Source organism: Rhizobium leucaenae USDA 9039 (assembly GCF_000426285.1).
Taxonomy (GTDB): Bacteria; Pseudomonadota; Alphaproteobacteria; order Rhizobiales; family Rhizobiaceae; genus Rhizobium; species Rhizobium leucaenae.
The window spans coordinates 113,629-140,395 of the sequence record NZ_AUFB01000012.1; the positions used below are offsets into that span (position 1 = coordinate 113,629).

At 60.4% G+C, this 26,767-nt stretch carries 27 protein-coding genes; 18 read left to right on the forward strand and 9 right to left on the reverse strand.

Features of this window, described 5'->3' with window-relative positions; translation table 11 throughout:
* The first annotated feature begins 131 nt into the window (after window positions 1-131).
* The 6 genes from K290_RS0118935 (at window position 132) to K290_RS37960 (ending at window position 7,444) form a co-directional block, all read left to right on the forward strand.
* Window positions 132-2,192, forward strand: coding sequence for a LysM peptidoglycan-binding domain-containing protein (locus K290_RS0118935; RefSeq protein ID WP_028753401.1), 2,061 nt, complete (start codon window positions 132-134; stop codon window positions 2,190-2,192).
* A 188-nt stretch (window positions 2,193-2,380) separates the two neighbouring features.
* Window positions 2,381-4,267 carry an ABCB family ABC transporter ATP-binding protein/permease gene (locus K290_RS0118940; RefSeq protein WP_028753402.1) on the forward strand — a complete coding sequence of 629 codons (1,887 nt, stop codon included), beginning with the start codon at window positions 2,381-2,383 and terminating at the stop codon, window positions 4,265-4,267.
* A gap of 129 nt (window positions 4,268-4,396) precedes the next feature.
* Entirely contained in the window at window positions 4,397-5,095 is a 699-nt protein-coding gene (locus K290_RS0118945; RefSeq protein WP_028753403.1) for an acid phosphatase, read from the forward strand.
* Window positions 5,096-5,406: 311 nt separating this feature from the next.
* On the forward strand, window positions 5,407-6,105 hold the full coding sequence (locus K290_RS0118950) for a phosphatidylserine decarboxylase (RefSeq protein WP_028753404.1): 699 nt from the start codon (window positions 5,407-5,409) through the stop codon (window positions 6,103-6,105).
* A 20-nt stretch (window positions 6,106-6,125) separates the two neighbouring features.
* Window positions 6,126-6,986, forward strand: coding sequence for a CDP-diacylglycerol--serine O-phosphatidyltransferase (gene pssA, locus K290_RS0118955; protein ID WP_028753405.1), 861 nt, complete (start codon window positions 6,126-6,128; stop codon window positions 6,984-6,986).
* Between the two features lie 317 nt (window positions 6,987-7,303).
* The gene (locus K290_RS37960) at window positions 7,304-7,444 is read left to right on the forward strand and encodes a hypothetical protein (RefSeq protein ID WP_172831040.1); all 141 of its coding nucleotides are present in this window, start codon (window positions 7,304-7,306) and stop codon (window positions 7,442-7,444) included.
* A gap of 75 nt (window positions 7,445-7,519) precedes the next feature.
* Here the strand turns inward: K290_RS37960 and K290_RS0118965 are convergent, their stop codons facing one another.
* Together K290_RS0118965 and K290_RS0118970 are read right to left on the reverse strand one after the other, a co-directional pair.
* Entirely contained in the window at window positions 7,520-8,284 is a 765-nt protein-coding gene (locus tag K290_RS0118965; protein WP_028753406.1) for an SOS response-associated peptidase, read from the reverse strand.
* 43 nt (window positions 8,285-8,327) lie between these two features.
* The gene (locus K290_RS0118970) at window positions 8,328-8,648 is read right to left on the reverse strand and encodes a YnfA family protein (RefSeq protein ID WP_028753407.1); all 321 of its coding nucleotides are present in this window, start codon (window positions 8,646-8,648) and stop codon (window positions 8,328-8,330) included.
* Window positions 8,649-8,811: 163 nt separating this feature from the next.
* Here K290_RS0118970 and K290_RS0118975 point away from each other — a divergent pair, with 163 nt between their 5' ends.
* The 7 genes from K290_RS0118975 (at window position 8,812) to K290_RS0119005 (ending at window position 13,070) form a co-directional block, all read left to right on the forward strand.
* The gene (locus K290_RS0118975; protein ID WP_028753408.1) at window positions 8,812-9,234 is read left to right on the forward strand and encodes an NUDIX hydrolase; all 423 of its coding nucleotides are present in this window, start codon (window positions 8,812-8,814) and stop codon (window positions 9,232-9,234) included.
* Window positions 9,235-9,333: 99 nt separating this feature from the next.
* A complete protein-coding gene (locus tag K290_RS0118980; RefSeq protein WP_028753409.1) occupies window positions 9,334-9,771 on the forward strand; it encodes a TIGR02301 family protein in 438 nt (145 codons plus the stop codon).
* A gap of 104 nt (window positions 9,772-9,875) precedes the next feature.
* A complete protein-coding gene (locus K290_RS0118985; RefSeq protein ID WP_028753410.1) occupies window positions 9,876-10,133 on the forward strand; it encodes a hypothetical protein in 258 nt (85 codons plus the stop codon).
* Window positions 10,134-10,148: 15 nt separating this feature from the next.
* Window positions 10,149-10,913: a hypothetical protein gene (locus tag K290_RS0118990; RefSeq protein ID WP_028753411.1), complete on the forward strand. Its 765-nt coding sequence runs from the start codon at window positions 10,149-10,151 to the stop codon at window positions 10,911-10,913.
* A gap of 173 nt (window positions 10,914-11,086) precedes the next feature.
* Complete coding sequence (gene ygfZ, locus K290_RS0118995) at window positions 11,087-11,926, forward strand: CAF17-like 4Fe-4S cluster assembly/insertion protein YgfZ (RefSeq protein ID WP_028753412.1); 840 nt, start codon at window positions 11,087-11,089, stop codon at window positions 11,924-11,926.
* Window positions 11,923-12,540 carry a YfbR-like 5'-deoxynucleotidase gene (locus K290_RS0119000; RefSeq protein ID WP_028753413.1) on the forward strand — a complete coding sequence of 206 codons (618 nt, stop codon included), beginning with the start codon at window positions 11,923-11,925 and terminating at the stop codon, window positions 12,538-12,540. The genes ygfZ and K290_RS0119000 overlap by 4 nt, the downstream gene beginning before the upstream one ends.
* Window positions 12,537-13,070, forward strand: coding sequence for a tyrosine phosphatase family protein (locus K290_RS0119005; protein ID WP_028753414.1), 534 nt, complete (start codon window positions 12,537-12,539; stop codon window positions 13,068-13,070). The genes K290_RS0119000 and K290_RS0119005 overlap by 4 nt, the downstream gene beginning before the upstream one ends.
* 58 nt (window positions 13,071-13,128) lie before the next feature.
* Here the strand turns inward: K290_RS0119005 and K290_RS0119010 are convergent, their stop codons facing one another.
* From K290_RS0119010 to K290_RS0119020, 3 genes are all read right to left on the reverse strand, one after another.
* Window positions 13,129-13,419: a hypothetical protein gene (locus K290_RS0119010; RefSeq protein WP_028753415.1), complete on the reverse strand. Its 291-nt coding sequence runs from the start codon at window positions 13,417-13,419 to the stop codon at window positions 13,129-13,131.
* A gap of 97 nt (window positions 13,420-13,516) precedes the next feature.
* Window positions 13,517-14,023, reverse strand: coding sequence for a superoxide dismutase family protein (locus K290_RS0119015; protein ID WP_028753416.1), 507 nt, complete (start codon window positions 14,021-14,023; stop codon window positions 13,517-13,519).
* A 144-nt stretch (window positions 14,024-14,167) separates the two neighbouring features.
* Entirely contained in the window at window positions 14,168-14,497 is a 330-nt protein-coding gene (locus K290_RS0119020; protein WP_028753417.1) for a hypothetical protein, read from the reverse strand.
* 301 nt (window positions 14,498-14,798) lie between these two features.
* Between K290_RS0119020 and K290_RS0119025 the strand changes: the two genes are divergently transcribed.
* From K290_RS0119025 to K290_RS0119045, 5 genes are all read left to right on the forward strand, one after another.
* Entirely contained in the window at window positions 14,799-17,549 is a 2,751-nt protein-coding gene (locus K290_RS0119025; RefSeq protein ID WP_028753418.1) for a DUF2339 domain-containing protein, read from the forward strand.
* Between the two features lie 74 nt (window positions 17,550-17,623).
* Window positions 17,624-18,277, forward strand: coding sequence for an HD domain-containing protein (locus K290_RS0119030; RefSeq protein ID WP_028753419.1), 654 nt, complete (start codon window positions 17,624-17,626; stop codon window positions 18,275-18,277).
* Between the two features lie 9 nt (window positions 18,278-18,286).
* Window positions 18,287-19,135, forward strand: coding sequence for an MOSC domain-containing protein (locus tag K290_RS0119035; RefSeq protein WP_028753420.1), 849 nt, complete (start codon window positions 18,287-18,289; stop codon window positions 19,133-19,135).
* Between the two features lie 124 nt (window positions 19,136-19,259).
* On the forward strand, window positions 19,260-22,505 hold the full coding sequence (locus K290_RS0119040) for an adenylate/guanylate cyclase domain-containing protein (protein ID WP_028753421.1): 3,246 nt from the start codon (window positions 19,260-19,262) through the stop codon (window positions 22,503-22,505).
* A gap of 56 nt (window positions 22,506-22,561) precedes the next feature.
* On the forward strand, window positions 22,562-23,242 hold the full coding sequence (locus K290_RS0119045) for a peroxiredoxin-like family protein (protein ID WP_028753422.1): 681 nt from the start codon (window positions 22,562-22,564) through the stop codon (window positions 23,240-23,242).
* 72 nt (window positions 23,243-23,314) lie between these two features.
* Here K290_RS0119045 and recO read toward each other — a convergent pair whose 3' ends face one another.
* The 4 genes from recO to era form a co-directional block, all read right to left on the reverse strand.
* On the reverse strand, window positions 23,315-24,091 hold the full coding sequence (recO, locus tag K290_RS0119050) for a DNA repair protein RecO (RefSeq protein WP_028753423.1): 777 nt from the start codon (window positions 24,089-24,091) through the stop codon (window positions 23,315-23,317).
* A 158-nt stretch (window positions 24,092-24,249) separates the two neighbouring features.
* Window positions 24,250-24,789: a response regulator gene (locus tag K290_RS34515; protein WP_245276584.1), complete on the reverse strand. Its 540-nt coding sequence runs from the start codon at window positions 24,787-24,789 to the stop codon at window positions 24,250-24,252.
* Window positions 24,790-24,989: 200 nt separating this feature from the next.
* Window positions 24,990-25,742 carry a Crp/Fnr family transcriptional regulator gene (locus tag K290_RS0119065; protein ID WP_028753424.1) on the reverse strand — a complete coding sequence of 251 codons (753 nt, stop codon included), beginning with the start codon at window positions 25,740-25,742 and terminating at the stop codon, window positions 24,990-24,992.
* 82 nt (window positions 25,743-25,824) lie between these two features.
* Window positions 25,825-26,766: a GTPase Era gene (gene era, locus K290_RS0119070; protein WP_028753425.1), complete on the reverse strand. Its 942-nt coding sequence runs from the start codon at window positions 26,764-26,766 to the stop codon at window positions 25,825-25,827.
* Between the last annotated feature and the right edge of the window lies 1 nt (window position 26,767).

Consider the following 26,767-nt stretch of genomic DNA (forward strand, 5'->3'; position numbering starts at 1 on the left):
TGCTCAGTCAAGAAATTTCAAAAGAAAACTTGTGCCCGAGCATGCGGAAATGGCTGAGAAAGCTTGTAAAAGCAGGCGAAATCGTTAGCAATTTCAAGAGTGGAGACGACTCCGCCGCTTGGAGATGAATGATGATGAAGAACCGTGCCGGCTTGCTGGCTCTGTTGGTGCTGGTAGTTGCGACTATCCTGATGGTCTTCTTTGTGATGCCGCGTATCAACGGCGATAAGAAGTCGATCGGCGATGCCATCAATCAGGCGAGCGACGCGGTGAAGAACACCATTACGGAGAATGGCCCGAAAACCGGCGATTCTGTGAAGAAGGTCGGTGAAGTCACTGAAGGTGCGGTCGCGACCGCAACCAACGCGGCCGATGTTACGAAGAAGCTTACCGATCTCAGCGGCACGGCCGTTACGTCGCTTGTCGATCTCAAGGCGCTCTTCAAAGACGGCAAGGGGCCGACGGAGGACGTCTTCACCGCGGCGAAGGCGAAGGTGATCACCGCGCTGCAGGCGATCGTCGATTTTGCTGCTCCCCAAGGCGCCGACGCCACGACGACCGCTCTCGTCAACAAGGCACATGACGGCGCCGGCAAGGCACTCGCCATCATCCAATCGCTTCCGGAAAACATCGCCGATGCCACCGCCGCGATCGACAAGGCGCGGGCGGTGCTCACCGGCGAGAGCGCGCCTCAGACGCAAGCGGCGGGGCCGGTCACGCCGTCCTTCGACGTGCTGCGTGTCGAGCCCGACGGTTCCACCGTCATCGCGGGCTCGGCGGAGCCCAATTCCAAGCTGGAGATCGTCGATGGCGACAAGGTGGTGACGACGACCGAAGTCGGGCCGAGCGGCGACTTCGCAGCAGTGCTCGACAACCCGCTACCGCCCGGCGATCATGAACTGGTACTCCGTGCAACCGGCAAGGACGGCAAGGCCGTCACTTCAGAGGAAGTTGCCACCGTCTCCGTTCCGAAGGATGACAAGAGCCAGCTTCTCGCCATGGTTTCCAAGCCCGGCGCGGCAAGCCGCATCATCACGGCGCCGTCAGCCAAGCAAGGGCGCGTCGCGTCAGACGAGCAGACGGCAGCCAATACACCCGCGAACGGCACAGGCGGCGCGACCGCCAACGACGCAACCGGCGCCAAACTGCAGGATAACACTGCCGTTGCCTCCGCCACTCCGACTAGCGACGCTGGGACCGCGCCTGCAACGGCGACGGGCAGCCAGCCCGATGTCATGGTCAATGCAGTCGAGATCGAGAACAATCATATCTTCGTTGCCGGAACGACAAAGCCGAATGCCAAGGTTCGCGCCTATGCCGACGACAAGCTGATCGGCGAGATCGCCGCCGGAGCCGACGGGCACTTCGTCGTCGACGGCACAATGCCGCTGACGATCGGCGACCACAAGATCCGTGTCGACGTTCTCGACGGTGCCGGCAAGGTCACGGTTCGCACCAGCGTCAATTTCACCCGCCCTGAGGGCAACCAGGTGACGGTCGCGGCGCAAACACCTGCGGCTTCCGGCAGCAGCAGCAATGCGCCAGCCACGACCATGGTGCCGCTCGACGAAGGTGAACTGGGCAAGCTGAAGGAAAATACCGCCAAGGCTTTCGCCCTGCTGAAGGGCCTTTTTGCGAATGGCAAGCAGCCGAATGCAGAACAACTCGCCGCCGCCCGTTCGGGAACCGAAATTGCCTTGAAGTCACTCGCAGAATTCCGCCCGGCGATCGATGCCGGTGCGGCGCTGAAGCAAGCCGCAGCCGATGCCGCGAATGCCGCCGCCGAGGCGCTCAAAGTGCTGCAAGCCTTGCCAAAGGATCCGAAGTCGGTCGGCGATGCGCTGCCCAATCTCGAAAAGATGATCGTCGCCGTCACCAAGCCCGAAAATGCGGCCCCGGCGCCCGCGAACGCCGAAACCTCCTCCAGCGGCAGCGGTCCGAAGACTCTGCAGCAGGCACCGCTCTCGCAGAACAGCAATGCGGTCATCATCCGCCGCGGCGATACGCTCTGGCAGATCTCCCGCCGCACCTATGGTGCCGGCGTGCGCTACACGACGATCTATCTCGCCAATGAGGACAAGATCAACAATCCGGACCGGATCCTGCCCGGTCAGGTCTTCGGCCTACCAAAGGATGCGTTGCCCAATGCCGAAGAACTGCACCGCAAGCGCCTTTCAGGCAATCATCTTTAAGGCCTGAGCTGGAACGTCAGAGGCCAGCTGCAATCCACGCCTGGCCTCTGCTTTTACCCGACACAAAAATAGTATAAGCCTCCCGCCGACCCCCAATTGCCCTGCTCATCATCTGAGAGGGCTTTCCAGCCAGGCTGTGCGAGCGCGCGCGGTTGCCCGGCTGGCTCGAATACTCGCCGGAGACGGACATGGCAGACCGCAAGAAGACCATATCGGCGGATTCCAGCAATCCGTTGAATACGATCGTCAACCTCTGGCCGTACATGTGGCCGGCGGGACGGATGGACCTGAAGATGCGGGTCGTCTGGGCGACCGTCTATCTGTTTATCTCAAAATTTTTCCTGCTGCTGGTCCCCTATTTCTTCAAATGGTCCGTCGATGCCCTCAACGGCAAGCTGGACATGCAGGGCATCCTGCCAGCCTTCATGGTGGGCGCCATCGCGCTGATCGTTGCCACCAACGTCACGCGCCTCATCCAGCTCGGCCTCAACCAGTTGCGCGACTCGCTCTTTGCCAGCGTCGGCCAATATGCCGTGCGCCAGCTCGCTTTCCGGACTTTCGTGCACATGCACGAGCTATCGTTGCGCTTTCATCTCGAGCGCAAGACCGGCGGCCTGTCGCGCATCATCGAACGCGGCACCAAGGGCATCGAGACGATCGTCCGCTTCACCATTCTCAACACCGTTCCGACCTTCGTCGAGTTCCTGCTGACGGCGGTCATCTTCTGGCGCGGTTACGGCTTTTCCTATCTCGCCATCACGGCCATCACGGTCTGGCTCTATATCTGGTTCACCGTTCGAGCGAGCGACTGGCGCATCTCCATTCGCCGTTCGATGAACGAGAGCGACACCGACGCCAACACCAAGGCGATCGATTCGCTTCTGAACTTCGAAACGGTCAAATATTTCGGCAATGAGGAAATGGAGGCCCGGCGCTTCGATCAGTCGATGTCGCGCTATGAGAAGGCCGCCACCGATGTCTGGACGTCGCTCGGCTGGCTGAACTTCGGCCAAGGCTTGATCTTCGGCCTCGGCACCACGGTCATGCTGGTATTTTCCGGCTGGGCCGTGCTCAATGGACATCAGACGGTCGGCGACTTCGTGTTCATCAACTCGATGCTGCTGCAGCTTTCGGTGCCGCTGAACTTCATCGGCTTCGTCTATCGCGAAATCCGCCAGGGCCTGACCGACATCGAGGAGATGTTCGATCTGCTGGAAGTCAAACCGGAAGTGACGGACGCTCCCGACGCCAGGGAATTGGCCATCGGCAACGGCGCCATCTCCTTCAAGGATGTGCATTTCGCCTATGATTCTGCCCGGCCGATCCTGAAGGGCATTTCCTTCGAGGTGCCGGCGGGTAAGACGGTCGCCGTCGTCGGGCCTTCGGGAGCCGGAAAATCGACGCTTTCGCGACTTCTCTACCGCTTTTACGACGTACAGAGCGGCACGATTACCATCGACGGTCAGGATCTGCGCATGGTGACACAGAAGAGCCTGCGCAAGGTGATCGGCATGGTGCCGCAGGACACGGTGCTCTTCAACGACACCATCGCCTATAACATCCGCTACGGCCGGCCCGGTGCAAGCGAAAACGAGGTCACGACCGCGGCAGAGATCGCGCAGATCGGCGACTTCATCCGAAATCTGCCTGAGGGCTTTGACACAAAGGTCGGCGAGCGGGGCCTGAAACTGTCCGGCGGCGAAAAGCAGCGCGTCGCCATTGCCCGCACCATCCTCAAGGCGCCGCCCGTTCTTATTCTCGATGAGGCGACCTCGGCGCTGGACACGACGACCGAGCGGGAAATTCAGGCGGCACTGGATGTCGTCTCCAAGAACCGCACGACGCTGGTCATCGCCCACCGGCTCTCCACCGTCATCGGCGCTGATGAGATCATCGTCTTGAAAAGCGGCGAGATCGCCGAGCGCGGCACGCATGCCGCCCTCCTGGAGCAGAATGGCCTCTATGCTTCGATGTGGAATCGCCAGCGCGAGGCAACACAGGCGGAAGAACATCTGAAGCAGGTGCGCGAAAGCGACGAACTCGGCGTCGTCAACCGGCTGGCGCCGGCGAACTGAAGAGCGGCTACGGCGAGACTTGCATAATCGTTGTGGGCGATTGCGGCGCGTCGACGTGCGGACTTCGCTTGTCACGCGATTGAGATGACAGCTTGATAGGTACGGGTTCTCAAATCAAGGGAGTCCCAAATGCGTAATTTTACCAAAGCCTTGGCGCTGTTGCTCGTCGTCGGCGTTGCCTCGCCGGTTTTTGCCGGTGATGCCAGGCCGTTTGCCGATGCCAAGGAGATCAACCTCCTCAACCTGCTGCCGCCGCCACCTGCCAATGATTCGGCGCAGATGAAGGCCGAACTCGGCGAAATCCTGACGATTCAGGTTACCCGCACACCGGAAATGGCAGCTCGTGCCGTTGCCGACGCCGAAGAGAACGTCTGGCGCTTCTCCGACGTTATCGACAATCCGAAATTCACCAAGGAAAACCTGCCGAAGTTCTCGGCATTCTTCGATCGCGTCGTCGAGACCGAAGGCGCCGTCGTCGATCCGGCCAAGGATGTCTGGAAGCGTCCGCGTCCGCACCTCTACAGCGATCTCGTAAAGCCGATCGTTCCCTTGTCCAAGTCCGGCTCGTACCCGTCCGGTCACACTACGGTCGGCACGCTCATGGGCATTGTGCTGGCGAATATGGTGCCGGAGAAGCGCGCCGCCATCATGGCCCGCGCCTGGGAATACGGCCATAACCGCGTCGTCGGCGGCATCCACTACGCCTCCGACATCGAAGCCGGCCGCATCGCCGGCACCGTCATCGCCGAAACCATCATGACGCATGACGACTACAAGGGCGAATATGAAGGCGCCAAGGCCGAGCTGCGCGCTGCTCTCGGCCTCTAAATTCCGCCCTATCATCGAAGGTCATGAACGGCCGCCGCTTCCCGTCGGCGGCCTTTTCGTTACCCCCGGTGCGAGTTTCCACAGACGACGCTTTTCAACGCTACGGATCGTTGGCATCTTGGCCCCGCGCGGATTGCGTTGGGGGCGAGCGTGCGAAAGCATTGCCCATGACAGAGTTTGCCTGTAGTCACGCTCAGCGAGTATTCAGAGCAAGACCGCTTATCTTGCTTTCATTCTTTGGACTGGCATGATCTCGTCCGACAACCGGACCCCGGTTTTTGGTGAGGATGCCTTAACGGAGTAGGCCGTAGATGAGCTTGTTGAACAGTGTACGCAACGTCATCGTCCCGGTGCACAAGGAAGGTTATCCCTTTGTTGCGGGTTTTTTTGTTGCGTCGCTGGTTCTTGGCTGGACATTCAAGCCGCTTTTTTGGATCGGCTTGATCTTCACGCTCTGGTGCGGCTATTTCTTCCGCGATCCCGAACGAATGACGCCGCAAGACGACGATCTCGTCGTATCACCTGCCGATGGCAGGGTCTCCGGCGTGCAGATGGTGACGCCGCCCGCCGAGCTCAATCTCGGCCACGAGCCGATGCTGCGCGTCTCGATTTTCATGAACGTCTTTGATTGCCACGTGAACCGTTCGCCAATGCGCGGCCGCATCACCAATATCGCCTATCGCCAAGGCAGCTTCCTCAATGCCGAATTGGACAAGGCAAGCGAGCAGAACGAACGCAACGGCCTCGTCATCGAGACGAAGCATGGCGAGATCGGCGTCGTGCAGATTGCCGGCCTGGTTGCCCGTCGTATTCTCTGCTTTGTCAACGAGAACGAGCCGATCGACGCCGGCGAGCGCATTGGCCTGATCCGCTTCGGTTCGCGCCTCGATGTCTTCCTGCCGGCGGAAGCAGCGGCGCGCGTCGCGGTCGGCCAAAGGGCGATCGCCGGCGAAACCGTCATTGCCGAGTTCGGCTCGCTGAAGGGCCCCATCGTTAGCCACCGTAGCTGAGCCCGGAGAAAACGAGCGAGATGAAGACGCCTTTTCCGCCCTTCGAGCCACATGGTCCCAACGACGAGGCGCGTGGGCCGCGCCTGCGGGAAATTCCGCTGCGGCTGATGGTACCGAATATGATCACCGTGTTGGCGATCTGCGCCGGTCTGACCGGCATCCGCCTCGCCTTCGAAAACCGCTACGAACTCGCGGTGGTGGCCGTGCTGGTGGCCGCTTTCCTCGACGGCATCGACGGACGCGTGGCGCGGCTGATGAAGGCCACCTCCAAGTTCGGCGCGCAAATGGATTCGCTTGCCGACATCGTCAATTTCGGCGTCGCGCCGGCGCTTGTCGTCTATGTTTTCCTGCTCGACCAGGCACGCTCGCTCGGCTGGATCGCAGCGCTGATCTATACCATTGCGGCCGGTCTGCGGCTCGCGCGCTTCAATGTCATGGCGGAGCGCGAGAACAAGGCGTCGTGGCAATCGGAATATTTTGTCGGCGTCCCGGCGCCGGCCGGGGCGATGCTGGTGTTGCTGCCTGTCTATCTCGGCTTCCTGGGCCTAACGCCCACCAAGACCTTTGCCTATTGGGGTGCGGCCTACACCGTGCTGATCGGCTTCCTGCTGGTCAGCCGCCTGCCCGTCTGGTCCGGAAAAACGGAAAGCAGCCGCATCCGCCGCGACCTGGTGCTGCCGATCATGCTTGCCCTCGTCGTCTATGTGGCGCTGCTGATGAGCTATACTTGGCATGTCATGGTGGTCACCGTCGTTGCCTATCTCCTGTCGTTGCCCTTGGGCGCCCGTTCCTGGACGCGCAAATATGGCACCTTCACCATCAACGGCCCCGCCGATCCTGACGTCGACGATTCAAACGACGACATCGGCCGGCATATCTAGCCCAAAATCAAGCACGATTCGAAGGCGACGATCATGGATTGCCGCCAGAAATCGAAGACGGCTGCCGCGACAAATGGTCATGTGGCCCCTATCGCCTCTGCAATCAGATACGGCTGCGCGAACGCAACTAATTAACGAAAAATAAACAACTAAATTAGATATAGTTTGCGTTAAATTTCGCGTAAGCCTCGCGAAATATGGTCGGTGTTTACAAAAGCTGATCGGCAAATGCCTTTGATTTGTCATGTTTTATGACAAAACAACGAGACGGGGCCGTGAATCAAAAACACCCTAGGGAACACGTTGAGGAGTAACACATGACCAAGAAAAAAGACGAAACTGTACAACCACAAGCAAAGATCGACCCGACCCTGCTTTATCGTCCTCTTGGCCTCAAAGCCGTCTTGGCAGCACATCTGATGCTGAAAACCAAGCCGCTGAAGAAGAAGATCGCTTAAGCTTGCAGCATCTGCCGATAACCCCGCTGATTGAACATCGGGGTTTATGGCAGCGCCGATCCGAATGAATGCCGTTCAGAGGAGGCTCAACTGGCCATCGCTGGGATCCGGCTTCTTCGACGGCTTGGCCGGAGGTTCGATTGTAATCGCCACCTGCAGCTCTGGCCCCATATTGGCGACCTTGTTGACGCGCTCCGAAACCGGAATCGCCTCAAAAAAATCTTCCTGAACCGGACCCATCAGATCCAGGACCTCACGCGGCTCCTGAGTCTTGCAATCCAGCCAGTGTGCAAAATCCTCCGGCTTGATGACAACGGGCATCCGGTCATGAATAGGACGCATCGTTCGGTTCGCCGACGTCGTCAGGATCGCGGCGGTATCGACTTCGGAACCATCGGCCGACGACCAGGTCTCCATCAGGCCGGCAAAGGCGATGACGCCGCCGTGGCGCGGACGGATCCAATAGGCCTGCGATTTCTCGCCGCTCTCCTTCGACGGGCGATGCCATTCGTAAAAGCCGGATGCCGGAATCAGAATACGCCGATGACGCATGGCCGCCCGGAACGAGGCCTTGCCGATCACGGTTTCCGCCCGGGCATTGATCAACAGCGGAAATTCCTTGGGATCCTTCACCCAGGCCGGCGTAAAGCCCCAGCGAACTAGCAGCGCGCGACGATCCGGCAAGTTACTGCCCCGCTCCTGCCGATCGCCCGAAACGACGACGAGAATTGGTTGCGTCGGGGCAATGTTGAAGCGCGCGGGAAAGTCTTCATGCTCGAGATAGCCGAGCAATTCCCGCACCTTCCTCTCCGTTTCCGTCAATGCAAATCGACCGCACATGCAGCTTGTGTTGCACCCGTAAGGCCGCGGGTCAAGGAGAAGGTCAGTTGCGAGGGCCGAAGAGAATGATGGTTGCGCCCGCAAGGCAAACGGCCGCGCCAGAGATATCCCAACGATCCGGCGCCCGTCCTTCGACCAGCCATAGCCAGAGAATGGAGGCGACAATGTAGACGCCGCCATAGGCGGCGAAGGTGCGTCCCGCCGCATCGCTCGGCACCAGCGTCAGCAGCCAGGCAAAGAGTGCCAGCGACACAAGGCCTGGAGCAAGCCACCAGATCGGCTTTGCCAGCCGCAGCCATGCCCAGAAGGCGAAACAGCCGGCAATTTCGGCCAGCGCGGCGAGCGCGTAAAGTCCATAGGTCATCATGATTTGCGGCAGCCCGGCTGGCGGACCCGAATCGCCGCCATTCTCATTTGCGAGTAAAAGGGCTTCCCTCTGGCACAACAAGGGCCGTATCTTATGAAGTTGAAAGCTCCAGCACGCCTATTCGTCGCCCGATATCTCCATCCGAACCCGACCTGGCCCAATGATATCCATCCCTCGCCCCGCTTCTTCCGCCATCCTCGAACGTGACGGCCGCTTCCTGCTGGTGCTGCGACGCAATCCGCCATCTGCAGATATGTATGCCTTCCCCGGCGGGCGGGCTGAAGATGGTGAAACCCCGGCGGAAACGGCATTGCGGGAATTCAGGGAAGAGACCGGGATAACGGCTCGAAACCCCCGTTTGTTTGAGACTTACGACCTCAGGAGCCATGCAGCAGACGGGACGCTCGTCAGCCATTTCGTTCTGTCGGTTTTTCTGGTCGATGCCGACGCGGATGTGATCGCTGAGGCTGCCGACGATGCCGCAGCGCTCGGCTGGTATTTGCTGGAAGAGATCCGCGGCCTGCCCGTTCCGGCGAGCGTGCTCGAATGCGCCGAGCGGCTGACCGCTGCCCGCGCCCGATGAGGCTTTCGCCGCTCCCGCGTTAACGATGCAAAGCAATAAGAGGGTGGAAAGCGAGGTTTTCGCCTTGTTACCGACAAGCTTGCCATATCAAGTAGGCGTATGATTCACCGTCGCCTCATAAACCTGCTTGCGATCTGCGCCGCGCTTTCGGCTGCATTTCCGGCCTTTGCGCAGCCCGCGGCGACTGCTCCGGAGGTGCAGGCGCCTCGCGACGGGGATGATGCCGAGCGGCCGACTCCCTATGACGATCAACTGTCGCGGCTCGCCGAAATTCTTGGCTCGATCCATTATCTGCGCAATCTCTGCAACACCGGAAAAGAAGATTCCTGGCGAGCCGATATGCAGCAATTACTCGACACAGAGACGAAAGACGAGCCGAAACGCAAGGAAAAGCTGACCGCCTCGTTCAACCGAGGATATAGATCCTTCGCATCGGTTTACACGGATTGCACGCCGCAGGCCATCGTCGCTGAGGAGCGCTACCGTAACGAAGGTGCAACACTTGCCACAGAAATAACCGCTCGCTTTGGGAATTGACGATTTATTAACCCCTTTTCGTGCCGAGCCGTGTCGTTTTAGGAAAAGGCTGATAAAGTCGTTAATCAAGCGGTAAGGACATGGACGTCTCGAGGAACGAAACAATGGAACCAAGCCTGAACGACATCGACGACATGATTGTCCACGAAAAAAGGCAGGCAGCGCTGGAGTACCAGAACGAAGCCTGGGCCGACGGAATGGCTGACGGAATCGAGCCGGAAATCATCGCTGACGCCGCTATTGCCCATGCCATCCGCGAGACTATTCGCATTCAAGGAGAACAGGGCGCGGAAGCCTTGCTCGAATCACTTAGGGACCGCATGCTTGCTGGTGAATTCTCTCCGAACCGCACCCTGCAATAACAGCCAGAGATCCCTATGCACACCGTACCGGGCAATGAGTTTCGACGTTCCATTGCCTCGCTAGCCGCAGCGACCCTGTTTTTCGGCAGCCTCGCCCTCCCTTTGCCGGCCCTGGCCTTTTCTCAGCTCAATCCGTCCGCCGCCCAGCAGAGTGCCCCCCGGAACTCCACGCAGCGCAATGACAAGCCGGTCGAGGAGGCGCTAGAGGCGCCTTCAAAGACGATTCCCATGCCCGATCCGCTGGTCAACAATCAGGCCGGACCGAGCAGCGGCAACGCATCCGGTAATACCTCGAATGGCGGCAAACCGGCGGAAATCCTGTTCGATATCAGCAAGGCTCCCGAGCCGGTGCGCAAGCTGCGTGAAGCGATCGTCGAGGCGGCTGCCTCCGGTGATCTCGAGCGTCTGCGTCCGCTGATGAATGTCGGCGGCGGTCTCAAGCAGACACAGGTGACGGCGGATGATCCGACCGAAGACCCGATCAAGACGCTGCACGACCTTTCCGGAGACCCCGACGGCATCGAAATCCTCTCCATTCTGCTCGACATCATGTCGACCGGCTTTGCCCATACCGGCGCGGGCACGCCGGATGAAATGTATGTCTGGCCTTATTTCGCCGAAAAAGACATCAAGTCCCTGACGGCACCGGAAAAGGTCGATTTGATGCGCATCGTTACCGCCGGCGATTTCTCCGATATGCTGGAATTCGGCGGCTACAATTTCTATCGCGTCGGCATCACGCCCGACGGCAGGTGGAAATTCTTCACTTCGGGCGAATGATCCGGACGCAGAACTTGCGGTTCCCGGCTTGAGGCCTTACCTCTGAGCGACAGGCGAACTAGAGCAATTCCAGGAAAAGTGCGAAGCGGTTTTCCGTCTGGAATGCGAAAAAACAAAGGGATAGAGCGGGAAAGCGATTCCGTGAAACGCTGAACCGCTCTAGCGGGTCCACAATGCCAGCCGTATTCCTCAGAGATCGCTCCTTTCTCCGCGTCAGCGGCGCGGAGGCGGAAGCTTTCCTGCACAATCTCATTACTACCGATCTTGCCTCGCTGGGCGCGGACGAGGCCCGTCCCGGCGCGCTGCTGACACCGCAGGGCAAGATCCTGTTCGACTTCATGATCTGGCGGGACGGTTCCGGCTTTCTGTTGGAGACCGACGCGACGCAGAAAGACGGCCTTCTGAAGCGTCTCACCATGTATCGGTTGCGCGCACCGGTCGAGTTTGCTGCAATCGAGACGGAGGGCGTCACCGTCGCCTGGGGCGAGAATACGGCCGAAAGCCGGAGGGATAGTCGTTTCGCCAAGGCGGGAATCACGCTGACGCGCACGCCCGGCCTACACGGCAATGATGCCGAGGGGCCCTACCGGACACTGCGTATTGCCAACGGCATTGCCGTTTCCGGCCGGGATTTCACCCTGCAGGACGCTTTTCCCCATGACGTGCTAATGGATATCAATGGTGGCCTTGGCTTCCGCAAGGGCTGCTATGTCGGGCAGGAAGTGGTTTCCCGCATGCAACATCGCGGCACGGCGCGCCGGCGGGTGGTGATCGTGTCCGGGACCGCCGATCTGCCGGCCATCGGCACCGAATTGACCGTCGGCGGCAAGCCGATCGGTGCACTCGGTTCCACTGACGGCGCCAAGGGTCTCGCCATTGTCCGCATCGACCGTGCCAGCGAAGCCATGGCGGCCGGCACGCCGATCCTGGCGGGAGATTGCGAAGTTTCTCTTGCGCTACCCACCTGGTCCGGCCTCTCCTTCCCCACTGAGACCGGTGAGGCTTCGGCATGACAGCGGGCAATACCGCGCGCGCCTGGCAGCGCATGTTGTCCGGCCGCAGGCTGGATCTGCTCGATCCCTCGCCGCTCGACGTCGAGATCGGCGATATCGCCCACGGGCTTGCCCGCGTGGCACGCTGGAACGGCCAGACCTCCGGGGATCATGCCTTTTCGGTGGCGCAACACAGTCTGGTGGTGGAGGCGATCTTCCGTCATCTCAACAAAGCTTCGCCGGACGAGCTATTGGCGGCGCTGCTGCATGACGCTCCGGAATATGTCATCGGCGATATGATCTCGCCATTCAAATCCGTGGTCGGCGGCGACTATAAGGCGGTGGAGAAGCGCCTGGAAGCCGCGATTTACAGACGTTTTGCCCTGCCGCCGCATTGCAGCCCGGAGCTGAAGGAAAAGATCAAGAGGGCCGATACGGTCTCCGCCTATTTCGAGGCGACGTTGCTCGCCGGTTTCACGCCGCAGGAAGCGCGCAAGTTTTTCGGCCAACCGCGCAGCATTACGCGGGAGATGTTGCCTATCGAACCGATGCCGGCGATCGAAGCGCAACGGCTTTTCCTCGCTCGCTTCGAGGCGATCGAGGCCGAACGCGCCACTATAGGAACCAACGCATGACCGCGATCATCGTATCGCCGCTGGTACGCATCGCGGAGATGGCCGTTCGTCACGGCGCATCCGAAATGATCAGCCTGATGGCGAAGGAACACACGTTTCACCGGCCGGCTGTGATCAAGGCGGAACGGCACCTGCTGCTTGGCATGAACGACATCAGCTTTGCCGGCACCGGCGATCTTGTGGCTCCGCAGGAGACGCATGTCCGCGACATCATCGATTTTGCCAGAAGCTGGGACCGCACCGCACCGCTGCTGATCCATTGCTGGATGGGCGTGTCACGCTCACCGGCGGCGGCGCTGATCACAGCGCTTGCCGTCCATCCCGAAACGGACGATCTGGCGCTTGTCCAGCGCCTGCGCACCGCCTCGCCCTATGCAACGCCGAATGCGCGGCTGATCATGATCGGCGACCAGATGCTTGACCGCAAAGGCCGGCTCGTCGACGCTGTCAAGGCGATCGGCCGCGGTGCCGATGCGGACGGCAATGCGCCCTTCGTCCTGTCGCTGTCAGCGGACATCGGGGTTATGTAAAACGGAGACTGCGCTTGCGCGGTCTCCGTCCATTTCCAGTCCATCCGAAGGTGACCGACTAAGCGGCAACGCTATCCGGCGCATCGGTATCGTATTGACCGCAGGTATTCTGGCAGACATTCATCGAGGCTTCCATCTCGCGGATGAAGATTTCCAACGCGTTCAGCTCGGTCTTGCCGCTGCTGACCGTACCGTCGCTGTCTTCGTCAGTAAGAATGCTTGCAGGCAGAAGACTGGGTTGTGCTGCTTCCTGCAACTCCCGGGCATCCACAACGCCGTCGTCATTTTTATCAAGGGGACTGTACGAGGCAGCGCTCGCGCTGCTTCCAACTGAAGAAATACCACTCATCCAAATCTCCTTAAGTAAACGCCGTCGGTCGTTTTCGGTGGGACACAGTACGCTCGTTGAAACGCCGACGGGACAGGGCGTATCACGCTGTCCGGGGCTATTCGATGATCGCACAGGCCAGCCGTTTGCCAGCGCCGCCGACCGGTTGGCTGCGGTAATCATCCGACTCGGCATGGATCATTAACGTTCGGCCGCGAATGCCGTTTTTGCCGTCGAGCAACACCATGCTGTTAAAGACTTGCGCCCTCAGCTTGCCGTCCTGATCGACATATTGATTGGGCATGTCGCCGGCATGCGGGCCATTGGCCGCCAGCAGTCCGTGCTCGGCATTGGCGGGATTGAAATGACCGCCCGCGGATTCGAAACCATGCATGTGGTCGCAATGATTGTTCTCGTGGATATGGAAGGCAACCCAGCGATTGGCCGGCAGGCCGGAGACGTCGAGTTCTATCAGCACGCCCGCTTTCCCTTCAGTCAGGACCGCCCGCCCCGCCTGTTTGCCGTCGAGGCCGACAAAATTGGCAATTGCCGTCTGCTTATCCTGTGCAGTCGCGGGCAGAACTGCCGTCAAGGCCAGAGCCGCAGCAATAAGGATCGTCCTCATGGAACATTCTCCCGTTTGAGTCGTGGATGCAACGCATCACCGGAGCGGGTGTTCCCGCGAGAAGGGAAATGAGCAGGCCTCGGCCGCGAAAACGACCCGCTATTTGTCCGGCGGGCCGTTCGGTGATTTGGGAAAGAAAGCCGCTCAGGCCGCCATGCTGTCGGCGTCGTACTGGCCGTAAGTGCTGTTGTAGGCGTCCATCGGCGTCAACATATCGATGTCGAAAGCACTGGTGGCTTCAGGCATTTTGGTCGCCGCCTTGCCACCGGTCGGCATTTGCATGAGCTTTGCCATAAAGCTGCTCATTGCGCCGTTCGCGCTGCCGTTATCGACCGCGTCACTTTCGAGAATGCCTGGACGCTCGCCGGCTTCGCGCTCTTCCTGACTCAAAACACCGTCGCCATTCGCGTCGAGTCGCGAAAGCGTACCGCGATAGGGATAGGTACTATTGGATGTGGGAGATACATGGGACATACAAACCTCCTAGGGTCAGGAGCCGCCTCATGCGACGTCGTTTGTACGCAATACGTTCTGGTTAACTACAGGCGTTCATAGGCTGATTTGCCGTGCGGGTAAAGACGAATTGTTAATGAGTATTAACAATAGTTCGCAAGTTATGAATCGTAATATCCTAATAGAATCAAAAGGGCGGCAACGTCGCGTGTACCGCTTTTTTCGCGCGTAATCCGCTGAAATCATAGATGAAATCGATCGCCTTCCCCTTACTGTCCAGCTTATTTCATATAAGGTGACGGCAGAAGCCCATGGAGGGGACATGACGGAACTGCTGCTGATCGTGATTGTGGTCGTGGGCATTTTGATCCTGCGCAACTACAACCAACGGCTACAACGGCTGGAAAGCCGCGTTCTGGAGTTGCAAAACGCGCTTGCCGGCCAGGTGCTCGCGGTCGGCGTGAGCGAATCAGCAACAGCGGCAGAGCCTGTTCAAGACGCCACCCAACCGTCCGAAAACGCAACGGAACTATTGACCGAAGCTGTCGCAGAACCAACGATGGAAGCGGAAGATATCGCTGCCGCTGCACGCGACGGCGTGGAGCAAACCGAGGATGTGATCGCACTCGCCCCTGTGCGCGAAGAGGAAAGCCTGGAGAGCACCATCGGCGCGCGTTGGGCCGTCTGGGTAGGCGGCATCGCGCTCGCGCTCGGCGGCATCTTCCTGGTCAAATATTCGATCGAAAGCGGCCTGCTCAGTCCCGCCGTGCGGCTGGTGCTTGCCGCGATCTTCGGCCTGGTCCTCGTCGCTGCCGGCGAAATCATCCGGCGCCGATCCGAGCCGGTGCTGGCCAATACCTTCCAGAACGCGATGATCCCCGGCGTGCTGACGGCGGCGGGTGTCGTCGCGCTGTTCGGCTCGACCTATGCCGCCCACGGGATTTACGGCTTCATCGGGCCGGCCGTCGCCTTCTTCCTTCTGGGGCTGATTTCGCTCGCCACGCTGGGCTTGTCGCTGCTGCATGGCCAAGCGCTTGCAGGTCTCGGGCTCCTGGCTTCCATGATCACGCCAGCGCTCGTCGCGCCGACGGCGCCGAACCCCTGGACGTTCTTCGGCTACCTCGTCTTCACCTGGCTCGCCACCATCGCCGCGTCGCGGCTGCGCCGTTGGCACATCGTGCCGTCCTTCGCCAATGCCCTCCTCAGCATCTGGCCGCTGCTTTATATTTTCAACAGCGACGTGGTCGACTTGGCGCCGGTTACTTTGACCATGCTGGCAATGATGGCCGGCACGATTTTCATTTGGCCGGGACCCTATGAAGTCGCTGCGACGATTGAGGAAGACATAGGTTCGGCCGAAACCGAAGAACTCTCGGCTTCATCTCCGACCAGCCATTGGGCGACATTCCTAGCACGTGGCCCGCTTGGAATGACGCTGACGGCATCCATAGGCAGCGCCGTGGTGGCCTTGTCTCTTCTGGCTTATAGCCTTTTATACGCATACCCGCTGCCGGACGCTTCCCTTCTCTTCGCCGTGATCGTTGCAACTATCGCTGCCTTCGGAGCCAGCCGCGTCTATGCGGCCTGGGCGGCAATCCTGTCGGCCTTAGCCGCCGGCTTCGGCATGTTCCTCGCTCTGATGCAGCCGGAGATCGGTGTAGAGCTGAATGTTGTGCAGATCGTTCCGGCGTTGTCCCGGCTCGTCGTCTATGACAGTCTCGGGCTCGGCGCTGTCTTCGTTATTGTCGGCTTCTTCTTTCTCAAGCGTTTTGGCGAAAGCGAGAAGCCTTTTGCGGCGCTGTGGAGCGTACTCATGGTCGCCACGCCGCTGGCGATCGCGGTGATCAGCTATGTCACCTTCGGCGACTGGACGCGCGACTGGCTGCACGGGCTCTATGGCATCGTGCTTGCCGCTGTACTGATGGCGCTCGCCGAATTGCAGCACCGCCGATCGCCCGAAGATATGATCTTGCCGACTAATATCCTCGCGGCGGGCTCCTTCGCCGGCCTGGTCTTCGCCCTGCATGCGCTTGCCCATGACGCCGTTCCGACGGTGCTGCTGCCCGTGCTTGGCATGGCCTTTCTGCTGGCCGGGCGTGCCCGCTCCTGGCCGGCCCTGCCATGGACGATGGTCGCGGCGCTGATCCTCACGCTCGGGCGCATCGCCTGGCAACCGACCATCGTCGATCCGGGTGAACTCGGCACGACTCCCGTCTTCAACATGCTGCTTGCCGGTTACGGCATCCCGGCGGCACTCGCCGTCTGGGCCGCCTTCGAGGTCCGCCATTCGCCGGACCTCAGGCTGCGCAACGCTCTGCAGGCGCTTGCGAGCTTCCTGGCGTTGCTGACCATCGCGATCTTGGTGCGCCATGCGATGAACGGCGGCGTCTTGAATGCAAACGTTCCGACGCTCGCCGAACAATCGATCTACACATTGCTGGCGATCGGCGCCTCCGCGACGCTGATGGCGCTTGATCTCAGCGCATCGAGCCTTGTGTTTCGTTATGGCGGAATGGCGCTCGGCGTCCTCTCCATCATTTCGATCCTGACGCTGCATCTGCTGGGGCTCAACCCCTTCCTGACCGGCGAAAGCACGGGCCGGATTCCTTTCTTCAACCTGCTGCTGCTCGGCTATCTCCTACCCGCGATCGCCTACGGCGGCTTGGCGGCCTATGCCCGGGGTAAGCGGCCCCTGCCCTATGTGACGATGTTGGCGGTCGCCGGCGCGGTCATGGCCTTTGCCTGGGCGACGCTATCGGTGCGCCGTTTCTGGCAGGGCGAATACATCCCGTTCTGGAACGGTTTCATCCAGGGGGAGGTCTATTCCTATTCGGTCGTCTGGCTGCTGATCGGTATCGCCCTTCTCTGGCTTGGCGCGCGCCTTGACGCTCGCAGCCTGCGTATCGCCTCGGCCGCGCTGGTGTTCGTCGCTGTCGTGAAAGTCTTTCTGATCGACATGGCAAATCTCGAAGGCTTCCTGCGGGCATTGTCTTTCATCGGCCTCGGCGCGGTGCTGATCGGCATCGGCCTGTTCTACCAAAAGGTCCTGACAGGCAGAAAAGCGACGGAATGATTGCGGCGAATCCCTGCGCCCGGTAGGAACGCACAAGATCGTTTCGACACATCATTCCGAACATGGGGCCGAAGATGGATATCAACAGAATGGCGCGGGCCTTTGCCCCGTTCGAGACGCTGGCTGCGCAGCTTATTCCCTATGCGGCCGATGGCGACGACGGCTCGCACGACGTCGCCCACATCCTGCGCGTCTTCAAAAACGCCATGTCCATTCAGGCCGAAGAAGGCGGCCATGCCCGCATTCTGGCCGCCGCCGTGCTGCTGCATGACTGCGTGTCGGTGGAGAAGAATTCGCCGCATCGCGCACAGGCATCGAGGCTCGCAGCCGAGAAAGCCTCGGGTATCCTCAGGGAGCTTGGATGGGCCCGCGAGGATATCGCTGCCGTAGCGCATGCAATCATCACGCACAGCTTTTCCGCCAACATTCCGCCGGAAACGCTGGAGGCAAAAATGCTGCAGGATGCTGATCGGCTGGATGCGATCGGCATGGTCGGCGCTGCCCGTTGCTTCTATATTGCGGGCCGCCTGGGCTCCGGTCTCTATGATCCTTTCGACCCGCTCGCCACGGAGCGGCCGCTGGACGACAAGCGCTTTGCCATTGACCATTTCGAGACAAAGCTGTTCAAACTTGCGGATGGATTCCAGACCGAAACCGGCCGGAGGTTTGCCGGCGAGCGGCATGAACGGTTGAAGACGGTGCTGGCAATGTTCATCGACGAAATCTGAGGGCTATTCATGCAGGTCAGCGATCTCTTCATCTATCCACTCAAGAGCGCGCGCGGCATTGCCATTCCATCTGCTTCGATCGACGCTTTCGGCCTGATCGGCGATCGTCGCGCCATGCTGGTCGAACCATCAGGCGATTTCATCACGCAGCGCGAAATGCAGGATCTGGCCCGCATCGACATCCAGCCCGGTCCCTCCTATCTGCGTTTGAAAATGGACGGCAAGGCCGACATCATCGCGCCGCCGCCGCACCCTGACAACCGCATGGATGTCGTCGTCTGGAAATCGGCGGTCAGCGCCTCCGTTGCGGATGAAGAAACCAATAAGGCACTGTCTGCTTGGCTCGGGCGCGACGTCAAAATGGTCTTCTTCGACAGGCTCGCCAAGCGCATCGCCAATCCCGAATGGGCCGGCAGCGAAACGCCGGTCACCTTTGTCGACGGATACCCTATTCTCGTCACCACGACCGGCTCGCTGAAGGCGCTCAACGCCAATCTTGCCAGCCATGGCGAGGGCGCGGTCGGCATGGACCGTTTCCGCCCGAATATCGTGATCGATATTGATGAGGAGTGGCCGGAGGACCGCTGGGCCGCAATCGAGATCGGTGGCATTCGCCTGGATCTCGTCAAGCCCTGTGCCCGCTGCATCATGACGACGCAGGACCAGAAGACCGGCTCGCGCGACGTTCCGAACCCGATGCCTGCCATGGGCCGCGTCCGCATGTCTGCCGACCGCCGCGTCCCCGGTCCGCTCTTCGGCTGGAATGCCGCGCCGCGTGGCGAAGGCTCGGTGAAGATCGGCGATACGGTGACCGTGGTCGAGGAACGGCCGGAGGGCTGGGCATTCAAGCGGCGATAGTCGTTCTACTACTTGTTTAGTGCTTGCGGGCTTGAGGCAGCAGGTTCATGTTGTCGCCATAGTGGAGCCCGTTGGTTGCGGCTGAAGGAGCCGTTGCGCACCGGGCTTTTTCGAGGTGCGTCCGATGGAATGTGCGGGCTGCGGTTTCGATATTCAGAGCGGCTTTGCTTTCTGTCCGCGATGCGGCGCAAAGCAACCTGTTACCTGTGCTGCGTGCGGCTATCCCTGCCAGCCTGATTTTGCCTTCTGCCCCCGATGCGGCGGTGCGGTTTCGGACAAAGCCCAACCCGTTGCCAAGCCGATCATCGAGGCGGTACCGGCAAAATCCGAGGATGATGCCGACCGGCGGCCGGTCACCGTGCTTTTTGCGGACCTCTGCGGCTTCACGACCCTCAGCGAGCAGATCGACCCGGAAGTCATGCGGGTTCTGCAGAACGAATTGTTCGAAGAGATGACGCAGGCGGTCGAGGCCTATGGCGGCTTCGTCGACAAGTTCGTCGGCGATGCGCTGCTGGCGCTATTCGGCGCACCCGTCGCTCATGAAGACGATCCGGTAAGGGCACTCAATGCCGCACTCAACATGATCGATCGGGCGACCCAGGTGGGCGAACGCTGGCAAACGCGCGCCGGCGTGCCGCTGCGTCTGCATATCGGCATCAACAGCGGCCCCGTCGTCACCGGCGGCTTCGGCGCCGTCAGCACCAAATCCTATTCCGTCACTGGTGACACGGTGAACACCGCCCAACGCCTCCAATCCATGGCCGGCGAAAACGATATCCTCGTCGGGCCGCTGACCTATCGCCTCACCCGCCATGCCTTCGCCTTCGACAGTCTCGGTGCCCAAACATTGCGCGGCAAAAGCGGCAATGTGCATGTCCATCGTCTGACCGGCCCGCTGGAAGCGCCGCATACGGCACGCGGCCTCGAAAGTTTCGGTCTCCAGGCGCCCATGATCGGACGGGACACGGAATTGTCACGGCTGCTGACCTGCCTCGACCTTGCCTGCGGCGGTGCGGCACAACTTGTCCGCCTCATCGGCGAAGCGGGGATTGGCAAATCGCGGCTGGTCAACGAATTCATCGACATCGCCGGCAATGCCGCTCGCTTTCAGGGTCTCGCTATCCGCAAAGCGACCTGCTCGCCCCTCGGCGAACAGTCCTATGGCACGCTTGCCGCGGTCGTGCGCAGCGCCTACGGCATCGGTGAGCGGGACAATCTCGACAGGACGCGGCAATTGCTGGCGACGGGATTCCGCGCTCTCGATCTCACGCAGGAGGACCTCGACGGTCTTTTGCCGCTCTTTCTGCATGTCCTTGGCCTCGGCGATCCCAACGGCGCGCTGCGGCACATAGAGCCGGAGCAATTGCGGCGGCAGATCTTCTATGCAGTCCGCACAATCTTTGAGCGGCGGCTGGCGCAGGGTCCCCTGCTGCTTGTCATCGAGGACCTGCATTGGGCAGATGCCGCCTCGCTGGAAGTGCTTCGTTTCATGATGGATCGGCTGGAACGCAGCCGACTAATGCTACTTGCGATATACCGGCCGACATCGCAGATCGATCCGCTGGACTCCAATCGCGTCAGCGTCACCGTTCAGCGCCTTGGCCCGCTCAATGCAGCCGACGGGCAGAAGCTGCTCGCCGCTTTTTTTGGCGAGAGTCATAGCAAGCTGCCGGTCGCGATGCGCAAGCGCATTCTCGATCGCGCCAGCGGCAATCCGCTCTTCATCGAAGAAATCCTTCGGGGATTGATCGACATGGGCAGGCTGCACAATGACGGCGAGCGTTGGCAAGTTGCGGCGGAAGACACGGATGTCGATATTCCGGTCAATCTGCAGGCCCTGTTGCTTGCTCGTGTCGACCGTCTGCCGCAGGAGATCAGACGGTTGGCGCAGGAGGCGGCGGTGGTCGGTCCGAAGTTCGATACCGCCCTGCTCCGCACCGTCGCCACCGATCCGGCTGCCATGGATGCGGGATTGGATTATCTCTGCGATGCCAATATCATCGAGGAATTGCGCGGACCCGATGCCGGTGCTTCTCCCACCTATCGCTTCAGCCAGTCCCTGCTGCACGATGTCATCTACCACAATCTCCTGCTGCAACGGCGCATGGAGCTTCATCATCGGATCGGCCGAGTGCTGGAACGCCAATATGGCGCAGCGCCCGACCGGCCCGAGCATCTGGCGCAACTCGGCCATCACTTCAGCCTGACCACCGAAAAGGCGAAGGGCGCCGGCTATCTGATGGCCGCCGGTGATCTGGCGCGCAAGACCTACGCCAATGACGATGCGATGCGCCTCTACCGCCAGGCACTTGCCACCTTCGCAAACGAGCCGGAGGTAGGACCGGAGCAATTGGCGCTCCTGGAGCGTCTCGCCGATCTCTGCGGCCCTGCCGGTCACCGCGAGACTGCCTTGAACCACTATCAGCGAGCACTGACAATCCATCGCACTGGAGACGATCGGCTCGCCGCAGCGAGGATATTGCGCAAAATCGGCCGACTGAATCTTGAGGCGGGGCGCCGCGATCAGGCGGAGGCGCATTGCGCCGAGGCCGAAGCCATGATCGCGACGATCGATGCGCCGGTCGAACACGCGCATCTTCTGCAGGAACGCGGCCATCTGGCCTTCCGCATGGGCGATCAGGCCGCTGCCGCCGAATGGGCGACGCAGGCCCTGCAACGGCTGCAAACGCTCCCCATCGACGGGACGACGGAGGCCGGACGAGAGGCGGCGCGCGCGATGGCGGAGGCGCTGAACACCAAGGGCGCAGCACTTGCGCGGCTCGGCCGCCGCCGCGATGCCATAGAGGAGGTGGAGCGCAGCCTGACGGTTGCCGAAAAGGCCGATCTGCAAAGCGCCGCCTGTCGCGCCTATTCCAATCTCGGCGTGCTTTACACCATTGTGGATCCTGCCCACGCCATCAAGATCTGCCGGCGCGGACTGGAGGTCGCGACTCGTATCGGGGATCTCGGCTTCCAGGCGCGCCTTCTCGCCAATCTCGCCGTTTCCTGCTGCACCTTCACCGATCGCTGCGCCGCCGAGGGTGTGCCGGCAGCGGAGAAGGCGGTGGAAATCGACCAGGCTCTCGATCAGCGCGACCATCTTTCCGTGCCTCTGATCGTGCTCGGCCAGATTCATCAATGCCACGGGCAGCCGAAGCTAGCCCGTAAGTATTACGAGGAAGCCCTTGAGGTAGCAAAGGAAATTGACGAGCCGCAGCTGCTCTTTCCGTGCTATGATGGCCTAGCGACACTGAGCCTTGAGCATGACGACATGGACGAGGCGGAACGGTATTTCACGCTGGCGCAGGATGTATGCATTCGCCACAACCTCGATCCAGGTACGCTCATCGTATTGCCGTTTCTCGACTGACTGGCCTCGCCGGAGATCCACTAGGAGAATCTATTCACATAGAGGGAGGAAGGAAGATGCAGGAGAATCACGCTGAAAGACCATTGCAGCCGGGAGATCGGGCACCGAATGTCGTGCTGGATGCGATCACTCGCCAGGGCAAGGTCGCCATCGACGATTTTCGCGGCCAGAGGCCGGTGTTTGTCGGGTTGTTCCGCGGACTGCATTGTCCCTTCTGTCGCCGGCAGATCGCCGCCATGGCCGAGCTCACCGATGCATTACAGGAAAAAGGCATAGACAGCCTGACCGTCGTCAATACGCCGATCGAGCGCGCCCGTCTCTACTTCCGATATCATCCGCTTCCCAATCTGCTGGCGGCATCGGACCCGGAGCGGGTATCGCACAAGGCCTTCGGTCTGCCGAATATTCAGTTCACCGAAGCGGAGAATAACTGGCCGCACAAGGTCAGCATGGATGCCGTGATGTCGATGCGCATCGATATGCCGGGCGAGCTTCCGGAGCCCATGAACCCGATCGCGGCTACGGAATTCCTCGACAAGGCGGACGGCTATGAATTCACCGAGGATGACAAGCGGATGATCGCCACCGGCGAAGGCCAGCTTGTCGGCGAATTCCTGCTCGATCGGGATGGCGTCATCCGGTGGTCTTTCACGGAAGTCGAAGAGGCCGGCCGCCATATGTTCGGCATTCCCGCTCCGCGGGAGGTAATGTCGGCCGCGTCGAACATGGCTGTTTGACGCGAGCGGACTTTCAGCTCCGAATCACACCCTGGCATGATCCCGTCCGCTGCGCACTTTCGGGATCATGCTCTATCTTTTGGCGGCGACGGCCGACCGCTCCTGCGGCGTTTCCAACGCCGCGTTCAGCGCTTTCAATGCTGCCTGGATGAAACCGTCGCGCGCCGCGGCGATTTCTATGCCGCGCGGTTCGTAGACATGTCGATGCAGGAAGAAGCCGGTCAGGCGGAAGGCGGAAGCGAGGCTTTCGCCATCCGCCGCTTCGATGGCGCCAGCGGCAAGGAAGGGCGGCAGCGCCAGCATCTTGTCGGCCCAAGGAAGGCCCGCGGCACGGCAGACGGCTCGCCCGGTCTTCGGCGAAACGAAGGCGAGATCGTCGCGCACACCCGTCGCCGCGCACTCGGTCAGATCGAGGCCGAAACCGAGATCGTTGAGCACCGCCAATTCGAAGCGGACGAAAAGTTCGCCGGCGTCCATAGGGTTCTGCAGGTTCTCGAGAATGACATTCAGCGCATCATAAAGATGCGGATGCGGGTCGCGCTCGGGCAGCAGACGCAGTAGTGCGCCCATGGCCTGCACGCCATAGACAGCGGTCGCCGTCTCCATCAGCCTTGCCGCTCGCAACCGCACCGGCTCCATTCGGAATTCGCCGAGATGTTCATGCAGCCGCGCACGCCAGGTCACTTCGACCAGATTGCCCGCCTGCAACACGGGCTGCATGGCGCGCGACCGGCCGGAGCGCACCAATCCCATGTGCCGGCCACGATCACGCGTCATCACCTCGGCAATGACACTGGTCTCGCCGAGGCGCTTGACGCCTAAGATGATTGCCTGATCCTGCCACTGCATCGGCCGGTTTGTCCCGCAGAATGTCGTGATTCGAGTTTAGGACAAACGGAAGGCGCTGTCACATATCAGACGATCCGCCTAAAGCGTGTTGCGATCTCTCAGATTCGCTCAGCGCGCTTCAGGTAGCAAATCTTGCGCCTGTCGTTATCGCAAAACCGCTACACACTTTTGCCCGGCAGGCTTTGGGGCGGGCTGCCCGATGGGTCGCTTACCGATATCAACCTGTCGACGAATGCCCACATCGCCGCCTCGTCGAAAGGCTTGTTGAGCAACGGCACATGCCGTAGGTCCGCTGGAAAATCGAGCGTATCGGGATAGCCGCTGACAAAGCCGAAGGCGATGCCACGCTCTGCCAGCAACCGGGCAAAGCCGAAACTCATCGACTCCCCCAGATTGACGTCCAGCATTGCGAAATCATAACGATCCGTATGAATGGCGTTAACCGCCTGCTCCAGGTTCGAGGCGATTTCCACCTCCTTGACCCCGATGAGACGCAGGATTTCCTCCGCCTCCATGGCAATGATCAGATTGTCTTCCAAAATGAGAACACGCTGAGCCGTCATATCAGCGCCATCCCCGCGTGCGTGCGCCAAGCCGCGCCGAGCCCCGTAAACATTCCCGCATCTATCCCTCCGGCGCCGATCATCGGCCCGTGTTGAATGGATGGCATTCCCCCATCCGTATTGGCTAGATCTCATGTGACATGACCTTGCCCTGACCCGCTTCGCACTTTTTGTCCCGCGGGACTATGGGCTCGTCATCATGCTCCAATCGCATTTGCCGCCGCGGTTAGTAAAAGGTGAAACTGGTCGAAAAGTGACGAAAATGTAGTCTATGCTGATACACTCGCCATAACCATTTAAAAAAGACATGTAGCAGCCACATCAATGCCGCCATGTCAGATGAATGGCCGCCTGCCTCCATCCAACCCGTCCCATTCGGCGAGAGCGGCAAGGCCCTTGCTGTTCAACACGTCGCAGCCGCGCTCCTGCCACCGGATCAATCCGCGTTCAGATAGCTTTTTCAACGTCTTGTTCGTATGAACGATAGAAAGGCCGAGCGTATCGGCAATGTGCTGCTGCGTAATGGGGATGACATTGCTGCCATCGAAGAGATGCAGGGCCTTGGCCCGCTGATGCAGGTAGGCGAGCAGATAGGCGGCTCTTTCCAGCGCGGAGCGGCGCCCGATGCTTAATAGATGCTCGTCCAAAATGCGTTCTTCCCGTGCGGCGATCCAAGTGAGATCGAAGGCGAGCGACGGGTGCTTATTATAGAGCGCCATCAGCTCCGTACGCTCGAAAACGCAAAGAGAGACCGGCGACAACGCCTCGGTCGAATGCTGCATCTCGCCCATGATCGAGCCCTGCAGGCCAACAAGGTCGCCGGGCATCACATAGTTGAGAATCTGCCGACGCCCATCTTCGAGGGTCTTATAGCGAAAGCCCCAGCCGGAAAGAATCGTGAACAGGTGAGCGCTGTGGGCACCTTCCAGAAAGATCGTCGCACCGGGGTCGACGACAAGTTCGCCCTTCTTGAAATCCGCGACGAAACTCAGTTCCTCGCGACTGAACTCGCGGAAGTGCGGCAATCGCCGCAGCGGACAGAGTTGGCACGGCGTCTTCTCCCTGTGGATCGTCGTGGTCTTGACCATTCGCGCCCCTTCGATCGCGCCGGTGGAAGCGATCTGTCCGACGTCTGTCGTGAGGTAAGACACTCAACGGGAAATTGTTCCGTCAGCGCGGAAACTCCAGCCCCATTTCGCGGAAGCGTTCCGGATCGTCACCCCAATTCTCACGCACCTTGACGAACAGGAAAAGGTGCACCGGCTGTTCGAGAATTTCGGACAGCTCCTTGCGCGAGGCCGTCGAGATCGATTTGATCGTCTCGCCCGATTTGCCAAGGGCGATCTTCTTCTGACTTTCGCGCTCGACATAGATCACTTGCTCGATGCGAACCGAACCGTCCTTGCGCTCTTCCCATTTTTCCGTTTCGACATGCGAGGAATAGGGAAGTTCCTGATGCAGCCGCAGAAACAGCTTTTCGCGGGTTATTTCGGCGGCGAGCTGACGCATCGGCAGATCGGAAATCTGGTCTTCGGGATAATACCACGGACCTTCCGGCAGGGTCTTTGCGAGATAATCCATGACATCGCCGCAGCCCGAACCGTTTTCGGCTGAAATCATGAAGGTCTGCTCGAAGGTAATCTTCTCGTTCGCAGCGGCGGCAAGCGCCAGCAGGTCCTCGCGGCGAACGCGATCGATCTTGTTCAACACGAGGATTTTCGGCTGGGAAACCTCCTTCAGCCCTTCGAGAATGGCTTCGGCATCGCCGCGTATTCCGCGCTCACTGTCGATCAGAAGCATGATGAGATCCGCATCCTTGGCCCCGCCCCAGGCTGATGTCACCATGGCCCGGTCGAGGCGCCGGCGCGGCTTGAAAATGCCGGGGGTATCCATGAAGACGATCTGCGCATTGTGATGGATGGCGATACCGCGCACGATGGCGCGCGTCGTCTGCACCTTGTGGCTGACGATCGATACCTTGGCGCCGACGAGCCGGTTGACGAGCGTCGACTTGCCCGCATTGGTCGGGCCGATAAGGGCTACGAAACCCGAATGCGTGGGGCCGATATTTTCAGCCGCGCCTTCGCCGGCCAGATCTTCCTGATTGGTCATT

Bases quoted from the DNA above. Each gene is read 5' to 3' on its own strand.
- K290_RS0118935 (WP_028753401.1), top strand. From the start codon at position 132: ATGATGAAGAACCGTGCCGGCTTGCTGGCTCTGTTGGTGCTGGTAGTT.
- K290_RS0118940 (WP_028753402.1), top strand. From the start codon at position 2,381: ATGGCAGACCGCAAGAAGACCATATCGGCGGATTCCAGCAATCCGTTG.
- K290_RS0118945 (WP_028753403.1), top strand. From the start codon at position 4,397: ATGCGTAATTTTACCAAAGCCTTGGCGCTGTTGCTCGTCGTCGGCGTT.
- K290_RS0118950 (WP_028753404.1), top strand. From the start codon at position 5,407: ATGAGCTTGTTGAACAGTGTACGCAACGTCATCGTCCCGGTGCACAAG.
- pssA (WP_028753405.1), top strand. From the start codon at position 6,126: ATGAAGACGCCTTTTCCGCCCTTCGAGCCACATGGTCCCAACGACGAG.
- K290_RS37960 (WP_172831040.1), top strand. From the start codon at position 7,304: ATGACCAAGAAAAAAGACGAAACTGTACAACCACAAGCAAAGATCGAC.
- K290_RS0118965 (WP_028753406.1), bottom strand. From the start codon at position 8,284: ATGTGCGGTCGATTTGCATTGACGGAAACGGAGAGGAAGGTGCGGGAA.
- K290_RS0118970 (WP_028753407.1), bottom strand. From the start codon at position 8,648: ATGACCTATGGACTTTACGCGCTCGCCGCGCTGGCCGAAATTGCCGGC.
- K290_RS0118975 (WP_028753408.1), top strand. From the start codon at position 8,812: ATGATATCCATCCCTCGCCCCGCTTCTTCCGCCATCCTCGAACGTGAC.
- K290_RS0118980 (WP_028753409.1), top strand. From the start codon at position 9,334: ATGATTCACCGTCGCCTCATAAACCTGCTTGCGATCTGCGCCGCGCTT.
- K290_RS0118985 (WP_028753410.1), top strand. From the start codon at position 9,876: ATGGAACCAAGCCTGAACGACATCGACGACATGATTGTCCACGAAAAA.
- K290_RS0118990 (WP_028753411.1), top strand. From the start codon at position 10,149: ATGCACACCGTACCGGGCAATGAGTTTCGACGTTCCATTGCCTCGCTA.
- ygfZ (WP_028753412.1), top strand. From the start codon at position 11,087: ATGCCAGCCGTATTCCTCAGAGATCGCTCCTTTCTCCGCGTCAGCGGC.
- K290_RS0119000 (WP_028753413.1), top strand. From the start codon at position 11,923: ATGACAGCGGGCAATACCGCGCGCGCCTGGCAGCGCATGTTGTCCGGC.
- K290_RS0119005 (WP_028753414.1), top strand. From the start codon at position 12,537: ATGACCGCGATCATCGTATCGCCGCTGGTACGCATCGCGGAGATGGCC.
- K290_RS0119010 (WP_028753415.1), bottom strand. From the start codon at position 13,419: ATGAGTGGTATTTCTTCAGTTGGAAGCAGCGCGAGCGCTGCCTCGTAC.
- K290_RS0119015 (WP_028753416.1), bottom strand. From the start codon at position 14,023: ATGAGGACGATCCTTATTGCTGCGGCTCTGGCCTTGACGGCAGTTCTG.
- K290_RS0119020 (WP_028753417.1), bottom strand. From the start codon at position 14,497: ATGTCCCATGTATCTCCCACATCCAATAGTACCTATCCCTATCGCGGT.
- K290_RS0119025 (WP_028753418.1), top strand. From the start codon at position 14,799: ATGACGGAACTGCTGCTGATCGTGATTGTGGTCGTGGGCATTTTGATC.
- K290_RS0119030 (WP_028753419.1), top strand. From the start codon at position 17,624: ATGGATATCAACAGAATGGCGCGGGCCTTTGCCCCGTTCGAGACGCTG.
- K290_RS0119035 (WP_028753420.1), top strand. From the start codon at position 18,287: ATGCAGGTCAGCGATCTCTTCATCTATCCACTCAAGAGCGCGCGCGGC.
- K290_RS0119040 (WP_028753421.1), top strand. From the start codon at position 19,260: ATGGAATGTGCGGGCTGCGGTTTCGATATTCAGAGCGGCTTTGCTTTC.
- K290_RS0119045 (WP_028753422.1), top strand. From the start codon at position 22,562: ATGCAGGAGAATCACGCTGAAAGACCATTGCAGCCGGGAGATCGGGCA.
- recO (WP_028753423.1), bottom strand. From the start codon at position 24,091: ATGCAGTGGCAGGATCAGGCAATCATCTTAGGCGTCAAGCGCCTCGGC.
- K290_RS34515 (WP_245276584.1), bottom strand. From the start codon at position 24,789: ATGAGATCTAGCCAATACGGATGGGGGAATGCCATCCATTCAACACGG.
- K290_RS0119065 (WP_028753424.1), bottom strand. From the start codon at position 25,742: ATGGTCAAGACCACGACGATCCACAGGGAGAAGACGCCGTGCCAACTC.
- era (WP_028753425.1), bottom strand. From the start codon at position 26,766: ATGACCAATCAGGAAGATCTGGCCGGCGAAGGCGCGGCTGAAAATATC.